The 12943-nt window shown below is 36.9% G+C and carries 9 protein-coding genes; 2 read left to right on the top strand and 7 right to left on the bottom strand.

Annotated elements, in window-relative coordinates; translation table 11 throughout:
* The 5 genes from ACWICE_RS10495 to ACWICE_RS10475 form a co-directional block, all read right to left on the bottom strand.
* Window positions 1–3138: a SusC/RagA family TonB-linked outer membrane protein gene (locus tag ACWICE_RS10495; protein ID WP_454298335.1), complete on the bottom strand. Its 3138-nt coding sequence runs from the start codon at window positions 3136–3138 to the stop codon at window positions 1–3.
* Window positions 3139–3578: 440 nt separating this feature from the next.
* A complete protein-coding gene (locus ACWICE_RS10490) occupies window positions 3579–3995 on the bottom strand; it encodes an EamA family transporter (protein ID WP_454298334.1) in 417 nt (138 codons plus the stop codon).
* Between the two features lie 13 nt (window positions 3996–4008).
* Window positions 4009–4803 (bottom strand): phosphatase PAP2 family protein, encoded by a 795-nt coding sequence (locus tag ACWICE_RS10485; RefSeq protein WP_454298333.1) that lies wholly within the window; start codon window positions 4801–4803, stop codon window positions 4009–4011.
* Window positions 4804–4885: 82 nt separating this feature from the next.
* Window positions 4886–6196, bottom strand: a complete 1311-nt coding sequence (locus tag ACWICE_RS10480) for a sensor histidine kinase (RefSeq protein WP_454298332.1) — start codon at window positions 6194–6196, stop codon at window positions 4886–4888.
* Window positions 6193–6867 (bottom strand): response regulator transcription factor, encoded by a 675-nt coding sequence (locus ACWICE_RS10475; RefSeq protein WP_454298331.1) that lies wholly within the window; start codon window positions 6865–6867, stop codon window positions 6193–6195. Before ACWICE_RS10475 ends, ACWICE_RS10480 begins: the two co-directional genes overlap by 4 nt.
* Window positions 6868–7004: 137 nt before the next feature.
* Between ACWICE_RS10475 and ACWICE_RS10470 the strand changes: the two genes are divergently transcribed.
* The gene (locus ACWICE_RS10470; RefSeq protein WP_454298330.1) at window positions 7005–9368 is read left to right on the top strand and encodes a PDZ domain-containing protein; all 2364 of its coding nucleotides are present in this window, start codon (window positions 7005–7007) and stop codon (window positions 9366–9368) included.
* A gap of 6 nt (window positions 9369–9374) precedes the next feature.
* Here ACWICE_RS10470 and ACWICE_RS10465 read toward each other — a convergent pair whose 3' ends face one another.
* Entirely contained in the window at window positions 9375–10433 is a 1059-nt protein-coding gene (locus tag ACWICE_RS10465) for an alpha/beta fold hydrolase (RefSeq protein WP_454298329.1), read from the bottom strand.
* A gap of 155 nt (window positions 10434–10588) precedes the next feature.
* Here ACWICE_RS10465 and ACWICE_RS10460 point away from each other — a divergent pair, with 155 nt between their 5' ends.
* Window positions 10589–11653, top strand: coding sequence for a class I fructose-bisphosphate aldolase (locus ACWICE_RS10460; protein ID WP_454298328.1), 1065 nt, complete (start codon window positions 10589–10591; stop codon window positions 11651–11653).
* 40 nt (window positions 11654–11693) lie between these two features.
* On the opposite strand, the gene ACWICE_RS10455 is transcribed toward ACWICE_RS10460, so the two are convergent.
* Window positions 11694–12596, bottom strand: a complete 903-nt coding sequence (locus tag ACWICE_RS10455) for a hypothetical protein (protein ID WP_454298327.1) — start codon at window positions 12594–12596, stop codon at window positions 11694–11696.
* Window positions 12597–12943 lie beyond the last annotated feature (347 nt).

Here is a 12943-nt window from a genome sequence, read left to right as displayed (position 1 = left end):
TTAGAACCTAGCATTTATTGTAAATCCAAAATTTCTAACAGGTGGGTTTGAAGTGTCATTGACATTACCATAAGCGTTCGGATAATCAGAAGCCATGCTGTCAAAATCAGGGTCCATGAATTTGTTTTCTTTAGGAAGCCATAAAGCTAAATTTCTTCCAACAAGCGCGATAGAAAGACCTTTCAGGGTTTTCTGTCTTGCTGAAAGCCATGCTTCAGGGATATCATACGATAATGCCAGTTCCCTAAATCTCCAATGGTTTGCACTTACAATAAAATTAGATGCAGTATTTCCGAATTCTCCTGTATAGTAGTTGTAAATAGGTTCGTTTTCACCAATTTTTGCAGTGGTGTTAGGTATGTATGAACCTGGGTTGTTTGGATCTTCAATCACAGAGTTAGGAAGGATAAAAGGCTCGCGGTTGTTGTAAGCTGTAGCTTCAGATACACCGGTCCATGCCATTGCAGAACCTAATCCGAAGAATGAAGTTACGTGGCCACCTTTATATTCAAATAACGCTGAAAGGTTGAAGTTTTTGTAGTTTACAGATGGGTTCAATCCGATTATCCATTTAGGAAGGGTTCTTCCAAAGTTTACATTGGTTGATGATTGGAAAGGGCGACCATCAGCTTCACTAACAATGATGCGGCCTTGGTCATCTCTCTCGTAGTCGGTGCCGCGCATAACAAATGCTGGTTCACCCACGATTGCATAGTTTCCTGCAGCAATATATCCGCCAACAGCAAGTTCTTTTTGGTTCAATCCTTGAGCCTCGTAGATGCTTGTTACTTCTGAATCGTTCCATAGGAAATTTCCTCTGAAGCTGATACCACCATCATTAAATTTAATTAATGGAGATAAGTTGAAGTCAAAATCAACACCTTTGCTGTTGAATGAAGCGGCATTGGTATTTGTTCTTGAATAACCAGAAGCTTCTGAAGTACTCACCCTGATAATTTGGTCAGTATTTTTCGAGAAGAAGTAAGTAGCTTCTAACGTTAATCTGTTGTTCCAGAAACCTGATTCAAAACCAGCTTCAGTGGTATTGATACGTTCTGGTTTAAGGTTGTAATTGTAAGATTCATTGTTGGCAGTCAAACCAGAAACTACACCAAATGGGAATCCATTGGCTTGAGAGAATGTTGCTTCAAGAAAGTAAGGGCTAATGTCTGAATTGGCAGTATTGGTCCAAGCTCCTCTAACTTTCAAATAATTAAAGAAATCAGAAGTGATGTCAAGAGCATCTGAAACCACTACTGCAGCATTTACTCCAGGGTAAAAGTATGAATTGTTTCCTGGAGCTAATGTTGAAGTTTTGTCCCAACGGCCTGTGAATTCTAAATTAGCCCAATTTTTGTAATTAAAACCAGCACTTCCGTAGGTAGAAAACAATCTTGTTTTATAACCGTCGGAGTTACCGGTTAAGTTTCCGGTCCTTATGCTGATGTTATATAGTTCTGGTATTACAAGGTTGCCTGCACCTACAGTTGTCGCTCTGTATTCATTCTGTCTTACAAAGGTTCCTAAGATACCGTTGAATTTGAAATCATCATTGATTTGTTTAGTGACATTAGCAAAAAATTCAGAGGTTAAAATTGTTTGGTTATAGCTATATTCTTCTAATGAAGAAGGAATAGGGGTCTTGCCACGAGATTCACCGAAAGGTGTAGATTTATTACCTACGGTAAGATCGCGTTCTGCAATTCCTCTAGAAGTTAAACTTGCACGGTAGGTGAAGTCTAACCAATCGAAAGGTTTTAAGCCAAGGTCGATATTAGTAATCAAATCCTGCTTTTTGCCAGAAGTACGCCAGTTGTCTAAGGTAAAGTATGGGTTCAAGCCGTAGTTAGTGAACCAGTTCTCGTAAGTCGCGAATTTATTGTTTTTGTAATCTTTATAGCTTGTAAGGGGGATATGCGCAGCTGTATTGATCAATTGGCTGAATAGACCGTCATTACCACCTGTACCTTGGGCTGTGAAGTAATCTTCTGGGCCTGATTGGTTAAATGTGTTGTAGTTCTGTTGCGAGTAGTTGAAGTTAGCCCCTGCTCTGAACATACCAAATTCACGTTTTGCATTTAAGCGAATACCATTTCTTCTGTTTTTATCACCAGGTACTATACCTTTGATGTCAGAGTTTTCTAAACTTAAGAAAAAGTCTTTTGCGTTTATAGATACGTTGGTTTGATTAGTGACACCTGTGTCGTAGAATTTTTCGCGTTCATCTGTACCTACATATGGAGTTGTCTGTTGGCTACCATCAGGTAATTGCGGACCAATATCAACTATTTGACCATCGTAAGCTGGTCCCCATGACCAGTTCTCTACTGGGTCGATGATGCCATCGTAACCCTGTCCGAATTGTTTTTGCAATTTAGGAAAGAAGGAGATGTTTTGCCATTGGGTAGAGTGGCTTACATTAATGTCAGTTTTTTCAGATCCGCTCTTGGTATTAACCAAAATCACCCCGTTACGTGCATCAGGACCATAGATTGCTGCAGCAGCAGCGCCTTTTAACACAGATACATTTTCCACATCATTTGGATTTAGGGAAGAAAGATATTTGATATCCATCTGCACACCATTCAATACCAATAAAGGGTTGTTGTTACCTGTCAATGATCTGATACCGCGCAAATTGATGCGGACATCTTCAAAAACGCCAGAATTGTAGGTCGTTACATTCAATCCTGAAACTTTACCTTGTAAACCATTGGCGATGTTTACAGCACTGGCTTTGTTAACGGTTTTGCTATCTACTTGTTCAGCAGAATAGCCTAATTCTCTTTTTTCTCTTTTAACCCCTAATGCCGTTACGATAACTTCTTCAAGCTCGTTGTCAGAGGAGGTTAATTGCACATTTACAGTAGATTGGGTACCTACTGCTACTCTTTGTGTTGCATATCCAATATAAGAAAATACAAGAGTTGCATTTCCTCTAGATACATCGATGGTGTAGTTACCATCACCATCAGACTGGGTTGCAGTATTCGTTCCATCAACACGGATTGATACCCCGCTTAAGGAGTTGCCATCCGAGGCCGAAGTCACTTTACCGCTTACCTGCCTTAGTTGTGCATTTGCTACTCCTACGAATAGCAAGCACAGCAGAATAACGCTGAGTAATCTTTGTTTCATAATACTTCGTTGTTCGTAAATAAATTTTGTTAGTAATACTATTTGTTAAACATTTTCAATAAGTGAAGGCTTATTGATTTCATAATTATTGATTGTGTCAAATATAGAAAAACTTTAACATTTATAAACAAATTGAAATATTACTAAGAAAATATAATACTCTACCTGATAATTGGATTAATAAATAAAAGAATATAATCCTTTTTGGTAAAAGTTGGAAAATATGGGGTTTATATTAGTTAAAACTAATTATTTCGCGATGAATGGTTGTCTGACCCATCATATTTTGGGAATTAATTAAAGTTTTGATAAAATAACTCTTTCTGTCAGTAAATCTATTAATTAATTAAAAATCAATAAGTTAATTATTTGAATATTTTTTTGTAACAAGTTTGATTGATTTTTTGAAATTACACTTGATAATACCTTAATAACCAATGCTATTTCATGGTAAGAACCAAGGTGCCTAAGATAATTAGTCCTGCCCCCATTGCAGTTTTCACTGTGAGTGCCTCTTTTAATAAGATAATGGATAGGATAATAGTAATGGCTACGCTTAATTTATCAATTGCAGCAACTTGAGACACATTGCCGATCTGCAGGGCTTTGAAATAGAATATCCAGGATAGTCCGGTTCCAATACCTGATAAGATTAAAAATAAGATGTTCTGTTTTGAGATATTTGCAATTTCTTTCAGCTCGCCTTTGACTAACACGATGCTCCAGATCAGAAATAATACAATGACAGTTCGAATAGCTGTTGCTAGGTTGGAATTGATTTGAGTGACTCCGATTTTTGCGAAAATAGCAGTCAATGCTGCAAATAAGGCCGATAGTAATGCATAAAAGATCCACATATTGAATAGATATTTAAAATACTCTACAAAAACTTAAGCCAAACGTTTTGTTTTGGTAAAATGGCATTATCATGGAAGCATTTTGGATGTCCTTTTTAGTTAATAGTTTGTTTATTAAAGGATAAGACCAAAATGCAAGTTCTGTGGATATAATTCCAAATCCTGCGCCGGCTACTACATCACCGACCCAATGACGATTATTGATAGTTCGGTAAACTCCAGTGAAAAGCGCAAAAGAATAGCCAGAGATTCCAAGCCAGATATTACTGTCCTTATATTCCCTGAACATAAATTGTGCAGAAGAAAATGCAGTAGATGTGTGGCCAGAAGGAAAAGAAAGGTTGTTGGAGCCATCAGGTCTTTCTTCATGGATCAGGTGCTTTAAAGGCAAAACCATTGCCGCATTGAGCATTTGGGATGTGAGGTAGATTATTGTTCTATCGCGTAAATTGTGTTTTCCTTTAATTCCGGCCGCATTCAGACCGTATACTAACAAAGCTGGGGCATATTGGGTATAATTATCTAGCTGTATGTGATCAGGTTGATGTTCAAATATTTCATGTCGGGTGGAGTTATTGAGTTCTTTCAAGGATTCATTACTCAGGCTAGCAATCCCAAAACCTATGAACACTGTAGGTGCAATGAGGTGCCTGTAATCCAATTTATAGTTATTTATGTTCTGGTCTTGAATGTCAATTTTAACTTGATTAATTTGGCTAGTGCTATCTTGGGTCTGAGCTGAAACCCTAACCATACTGGATAGCACGTAGGCCAAAGTAATTAGTGTGACTCTAAATTTTATAGACATTCTTGTAATGTTTCCTTTTGATATGGAATACAATATCATTGGAGATTTAGAAGAAATTTTGAATTGCAACAATAGGTATAACTTATATCTTTTGAATTGAAGTTTCCGGCATAAAATGAACTGTAAATTGATGTTTTTGCTGAGAGAATTGGTATTTGATTTCCCATCCTTGATTTTTACAAATCTCTTTTACGATTGCTAACCCTAGGCCACTTCCGTGTATACTTTTTGAATTCTTGGCGAAACGTGTGAACAGGAATTTAGCTTCGAGTTCCTTTTGACCAGAATTAGAAATTTGAAAGCTTTCACCTGTCAGTTTGATTCCTATTCTTCCATTTGGTTCGCTATGTCTCAAGGCATTAATCAAAAGATTGTGAATAAGAATTTCAACAAGACTGCTGTTTCCAAGCTGGTGAACACGAGGGGTGATATCCTTTGTTAAGGTAATCTGAGGCTCTTCAAAATGTTCTTTCAGATTTTCTAGACTTTCCTTAACTATATTGCTGATATTGATTTTCTCGGAGCTGTCGAATTGATTGTTTTCAATTTTGGCTAGCAATAGAAGGTTCTTATTGATTCTAGAGCTACGAGTTAATGCCTGGTTCATTTCTTCGGCAATGTGATATTGCTTTTCCGTCAAATCCTCACTTTGTAATAGGATGTCCAACTTATTTTTAAGGATTGCGAGTGGTGTTTGCAGTTCATGCGAAGCATTTTCGGTAAATTCCTTTTGCTGATTGAAAGTATTGATGTTATGTTTTAATAATTTGTCTAGGGTTTCGTTTAATTCTGCAAATTCCTTGATATCAGTATCCTGAAATTCTAAGGTTTTATTTGAATTTAGTTTAAATGATTTTAACTTTTGTAAAGTGTCTTGAAAAGGCAGCCAAACGGTTCTGGAAAGTCTTCGGTTCAATATCCAGAAGCCAATGATAAGAATCAAGAAGAAAGCTAAAGTCGCAATAGCGATATATACAACTGTTTCCTCTGTTTCCTCCACATTGGTTTCAACAACTAAAACATAATTTTGCCCATTAATTTTAATGTTTGTCATCAAGCCTCTGAAACGATCAATGGATTCAGTGTCAAAGTAAATGTTCTGTCTGCGGAGTGTGTATAGACTATCGCTTTTTAAAGGGGCTTGGTTAGCCTTGATTTTGCTGACAGGTTGTATTTCATTCCAGAATTTTATGTTTTGTTGGATGTTTTCCCTACTAATGTTTTGAGCGTTGAATTCATTTTCAATTCTTTGAGCAATCAATTTGTTGTTTTCATCAAGCTCTTTAATCCATATCCAGTCAACCAATAAAAAATAGGAGGGTATACTCAATACAAAGACAATAAAAGCAAATATGCTTAGTTGCTTCAAGGATTTTTGCAATAAGTTTTTCATCCTTCCCATTTGTAGCCAGTTCCGTAGACAGTCTTTAGATAGTGATCACAGCCAGCCTCATTCAATTTCTTTTTGAGATTTTTGACATGAGCATATACAAAATCGTGATTATCGAGCATATCCGCAAAATCACCTGATAAATGTTCCGCTAATATACTTTTAGAAAGGACTCGGTTTTTATTGCCGATAAAATATAACAATAGGTTGAGTTCCTTTTTTGTTAATGGGATAATGTTATGGTTAGAAGAAACAGTTCTTGCTAATAAATCAATTTCCAGTTTGCCTTGTGTAATGATATTGCTGTTATTGAATTGTTTCCTTCTCATTAAGGAATAGATCCGTGCATTCAATTCGGATAGATGGAAAGGTTTCGTCAAATAATCATCTGCCCCGATTTGTAGTCCCTTTATTTTATCATCCAATGAGTCTTTGGCTGATATGATGATGACACCATCTTGTTTTCCTAAAGATTTCAATTCTTCCAAGAGCTTTAGCCCATTGCCATCTGGAAGATTGATGTCCAATAGAATACAATCATAGCTAAAGTTTTCAATCCTATCTTTGGCTTCAGAGAAAGTATTTGCTACTTCGCAAAGGTATCTCTCTTCTGATAGGTACTGAATCATGCTTTTAGCCAATTCGATTTCGTCTTCAATAATCAGAATTTTCATTTCATAGAAATAATTTCATGTAATTAAAGGTACAATTTTGAAGAAAATTAGAAGAAAGTATGGTTTTACTCCAAATGAACTGAAAATTTCTTATATTAAGGGTTGAAATAATCAACTCTAAACTCAAAACCACTCAGATGCACTTTCTATTAAAATCATTTTCAAATGTTTTTTGGCTTGCTATGGCAATGATCTTGATCATTCCTATGGCAAGTGCACAACAAAAAACCACTTCATTTTTTGTTTCAAAAAAAGGTTCTGATAAGCAGGAGGGAAGAACGAAGGACAAACCCTTTGCTTCTGCCGAATATGCCTTGGAACAAATAAGAAAATACAAAAGCTCACATCCAGATCATTTAGTTGAAATGCTTATCAACGATGGTCAATATTATCTATCAAAACCATTGGAAATAAACTTCGATGGCATTACGATAAAAGCCATTAATGAAAGGAAGGTGACTTTTTCAGCAGCAAATAAACTGAATCTGAGCTGGACAAAATCCAAGAATAACCTTTGGACAACTAAGGTGCCAGCAGGGTTAAAATTTCAACGGCTTTTTGCAAATGGTGATTTATTAAATCGAGCAAGATATCCCAATTATGATCGTAAGATTCTTCCTTTCAATGGATATGCTGAAGACGCTATCAGCCCCGAAAGAGTTAAAGGTTGGAAGAATCCCCAGGGAGCGATTGTGCATGCCTTACATATTGGTAGATGGGGTGGATTCCATTATTTGGTAAGTGGTAAAGATGAGAATGGAGAATTAAAATTAGAAGGAGGGTTACAAAATAATCGACCTAGCAAAATGCATGAAACATATCGGTTTGTGGAAAATGTATTCGAGGAATTGGATACGTTGAATGAATGGTATTTAGATCAATCAAGTTCAACGCTATATTTAAATTTCGGAGATCAGGATCCAAATAACTTTGAATTTGAAGTTCCTCTACTAGAATCTTTGATCTCAGTTAAAGGATCAATGGAAAAACCAGTTCGAGAGGTGCATATAACGGGAATCCGTTTTGTGCAAACAGATCCAACTTTTATGAAAACGGAAGAACCATTATTGAGAAGCGATTGGACCATTTATAGGCAGGCTGCGGTCCTTTTTGAAGGTGCAGAACATTGTAGTGTTTCCAATTCTGACTTTATCGATCTGGGCGGAAATGCCGTTTTCTTGAGCAATTATAATAGAGGAGTAAAAGTGAGCGGGAATTTAATGGAAAGGATAGGTGGGGGTGCTATAAATTTTGTTGGGGATCCTCAGGCTGTTCGAAGTCCTTCCTTCAGGTATGAGAAATTCGTTCCTGAAAATGAAATAGACACTATTCCAGGTCCCAAAACGGAAAACTATCCAGCAGATTGTGAGGCGAACGATAATGTGATTAGAAATATTGGCCTGATAGAAAAACAAGTTGCCGGGGTTCAAATTTCAATGGCAGCAAGAATATCTGTAATGCACAACAGTATTTATGATGTCCCAAGAGCGGGGATTAATGTAGGTGATGGAACATGGGGAGGACATCAGATTTCATTTAACGATGTATTCAATACCGTCCTAGAAACTAGCGACCATGGTGCTTTTAACTCCTGGGGAAGAGACCGTTTTTGGCATCCCGATAGAAAAGAGATGGACCGAATTGTGGAAGCCCATCCAGAATGGGTTAAATTGGATGCAATTGAAACAACGATCATCAGTAACAATAGATTTAGTTGTGATCATGGTTGGGATATTGACCTTGATGATGGTTCATCAAACTATGAAATATTTAATAACCTCTGTCTTAGTGGAGGATTGAAATTGCGAGAAGGTTTCTATAGGACGGTCTACAATAATATCATGATCAATAATGGGTTTCATCCCCATGTATGGTTCAAAAACAGCCATGATGTTTTTAGAAATAATATTGTGATGCATTCTCATCAAGATATTCAGGTTAACTATTGGGGAGATAAGGTTGATGAAAACTATTATACCAGTTTAAAAGACCTGCAAGCAGACCAAGCCAAATCGGTGGATGTTAATTCATTGGTTGTGGATTTAAATTTCGTAGATGTAGCGATCGGAAAATTTGATTTAATTTCCGGTAACATCAATTTTCAGTCATTGAATTTAAATGATGTAGGAGTAAGAAATACCAGATTAAAAAGATTGCTGGATTCGCCCCATATCCCTGAAATCCATAAAGAAGGAAATATTTCGAAAGGTGCAGTTTTTGAATGGAAAGGAGCTAAGCTAAAATCTATTGAATCCTTAGGGGAACAATCTGCTGCTGGGCTACCAACGATGGAAGGGGTCTTGGTTTTAGAGCTTGAAGAAAATTCTCCATTGGCAAAAGCAGGGATTCAAAAGTCTGATGTTATTGTTGGATGTCAATCAGTGGATGTCAAGGAACTGAAGGACCTACAGCTTGTATTGAAGAGGGATCAGTATATGAATAAATTGAATATTGAAGTTTTCAGAAACCAGGAGAAAAAAACTATGCAGGTTAATTTATAATGCAGGTCAAATTCCTTGCATAGATTTTATGATCTTAATAAACTCTGCCGGATGTTCATCATGAAAACCATGACCAGAATCGACGGTTATCAGTTTGCAATCTTGGATTAAACCTGCAGCTTTAATGGCATCCTCATCTGACATAGCAGCCATGAGGATGCCATTTTCATCATATTGCTTCCACTTAGAATTCTTGGTGAAAATCAATTTTGTTGGACAGTAAATCTTTTTTAGAGTTTCTGCCTGATCAAAATTCTCAAACCAGGAACAATCGTAAAAACTATCAGCAAATCTTTTGTCATATCGGTTATCTGATGCCGATTCCCATATCTTATTAATGGCTAATGGGATAAAACCTATTCTGAATATTCGATTAGGATACTTTGCTCGGAATTTATTTGCTTTTGAAATAATGATTTTCCAGAGGCCTTTGAACTTATTTTTCCAATAGCTTCGAGGGAGGTAAAAGGTTAAATAATCTTTTATTTCAGATTGTTGAAGAAAGTCATGGGCTATACGAAAGCTGTCTTGCCAAGCGAAAGTTTTTTGACAACGGTCTTTCTCTGTTGAAAACAAGGGTGGATCTTCTAAGACCGTGCTTTGAATCCGAATATGATTTGCAGAAATCCAAGCTGCCAGAAGACCTCCAGAGGAATGCCCTGATAGATAGACAGGTTCTTTTATGACATGATCAATGAACCAGATAAAATCAGTGCCCATTTTTTCTGCGGTGTAACTTTGTGCTTCATGGCTAGATTTCCCATGTCCATGGCAATCTATTGCGAATACATGCCAATCTTGAGATAATTCCGGAAGTACTTTTGCATAATTTTTCCAATCTACCCCTTGGCCATGGATCAACATCAGTGCTGGACCGTTATCAGGTCCCTCACCATAATTTAGCACAATCCCATTTTCTAAGCTGACCTGTTTTTCTTCAAAACCGAATTCGGAAATCTTTAACCGTTCTCTATGTTCTGAATGCAAATTATGCTCTACATATATAAAATATAGAATGATTAACAGGGCCAAGATACTAATCAAGATTATTAAGAGGTTCATCATGATTGGTTTTCAATTAAATAGGATAAAATTTCGACCAAATTTAAATAAATATTTTTACCGATTGTTGGTAAATTATTCATTGTTACCAGAAACAATTCTAATGTCATCATGTTCAATTATTATAATAGCCTGTATAAAGATTTAAACATAATAAAATGAATATCAATAAATTGATTGAACACCTAGGATCTGAGGACTTGTTAAAATATCAAAGTAAGACAGTAAAAAAAGAACTGCTTCATTTACCCTCTCCATCCTTTATTGATGATGTATATGGACCGACTGACAGAAATCCGCAGGTCTTAAGGAGTTTAGGAAATATTTTTGGACATGGAAGGTTAGCAGATACTGGTTATCTTTCCATTCTTCCAGTAGACCAGGGCATCGAACATAGCGCTGGCGCTTCATTTGCTGCAAACCCTATTTATTTCGATCCAGAGAATATTGTCAAACTGGCAATCGAGGGTGGATGTAATGCTGTGGCATCAACATTCGGCGTGCTAGGCGCTGTATCTAGAAAATATGCGCATAAGATTCCATTTGTTGTCAAGATCAATCACAACGAGTTATTGTCCTTTCCCAATAAAAGTGATCAGATTCTCTACGGAACAGTTCGCGAAGCTTGGAACATGGGAGCTGCTGCAGTAGGTGCGACCATCTACTTTGGCTCTGAGGAGTCAGGAAGACAGATTGTTGAAGTGAGCAAAGCCTTTCAAGAAGCCCATAGCTTGGGCATGGCAACCATCCTATGGTGTTATTTGAGAAATGATGCTTTTAAAAAGGATGGCGTGGATTATCATTTATCTGCTGATTTGACTGGACAAGCTAATCATTTAGGGGTGACTATAGAAGCAGATATTATTAAGCAGAAGTTACCAGAAGTCAACGGAGGCTATAAGGCCTTAAATTTAGGAAACAGTAGTTATGGTAAGCTTGATGAAAGAATGTACAGTGAATTGAGTTCGGACCATCCTATTGATCTTTGCCGTTATCAGGTATTAAATTGCTTTGCGGGAAGATCGGGATTGATCAATTCAGGCGGGGCTTCAGGTAAGAATGACCTTCGGGATGCTTTGCAAACAGCCGTAATCAATAAAAGGGCTGGGGGAACAGGCTTGATCAGTGGAAGAAAGGCTTTTCAAAAGCCAATGAAAGATGGTGTAGAACTGCTTCAAGGAATTCAAGATGTCTATTTAATGAAGGAAGTGGATATCGCTTAATATTGAAAAGGATAAATGGGCAACCTATCTATTTGCCCATTTACTCTTCATTTTTACTGGTATCAGGTTCTTCGCCCATTGCATATTTTCGGATAATATATTCACTGGCGAGTTTTAGTCCACGTTCGCTATGTTCGGGATGCAATCCTGCCGTGGTGAAAAACTCAATTTCATTATTGACCTTCGAATACCAAATTCTATTTACATCCTTAAGACCTAAAGTATCATATCTCGTGATTTTTCTAAAGTTTTTTAATCTGTCTTCATCCAAAGCTATTACCTTTTGATTCCACATGTTATTGTCTAAACAGTCTACCACAATGTATCGGTCCTTAAACCAAACCATGCACTCCTTTTTATCCTTGAAGGTAATATAACCTAAACTTGCTGCAATCAGTCCGGCAGATCCCACCCACATTATTGCCTTTTTGTTGAATTTCGAAGTATTGGTTCCTGATTCCGGAGACGAGGAACCTATTCCAGAGCTTTGTCTACTTGTATCAGGAAATTTTGGATCCTCTTTTTCAAGAGATTGGTTTAAAGGTAATATGGAAGTCTCTCTTGATTTAGGGTTTATATCCGCTACCCAATCATCGATCTTAAATGGTCTTGGTTGAAAGTCAATCAGCACGGCCAAAAGCTTTACAATAGTTTCATCGGGATTGCTGGTTTTACCATCAATAAAATATCGTACAGGTTTTAATTTGTCAATGTCAATTCCGGCTATTGATTTTTCGAGATCTCCAAGTTCATCCTTTAAAATAAAGAAATCTCTCAGCGTTTTTCTGTCATCAGGATTCATACCCTCATTCAAAAGGAATAGGGCATAGTCTCTAAGATTAGCAGAAGTTGGATTTGCTAATCGGTCATGTAATTCATTGTTTTTGTGTTTTTCCCAATAGTTGGCAAGAACGCGTTCTTTAAATTTATTGAATGCTGACATTCCTATAATTAAATATTTTCCTCCCCAAGATTTACGGATCCGTAATTCTAATTAATAATACATTTCACAGCCAAAACAGTTTCACAGCAGATCGCTTTGGAAATACCGGAATTCACATGGAATTACCGGAAATATCGGAAAAGGTTGATTATGAGCGGCTTTTAGTGCTATAGTTTTGCTTTTGAAATCAGCGGTTAATACTGTTTGTGCTTTCAAGGAAAGATACAAAAGAGATTTCAATATTGAGGAATTCATGCCCCTCAATTCCAAAAAATTCAGAAGGCCTTCTGGAAAATTTTCTAGCAATCCCATATAAGGTGTATGTGGACCTAGCAGGCTTTTACCTT

Source organism: Sphingobacterium sp. NPDC055346, from assembly GCF_053645235.1.
This window is presented reverse-complemented; position numbering and strand designations above follow the sequence as displayed.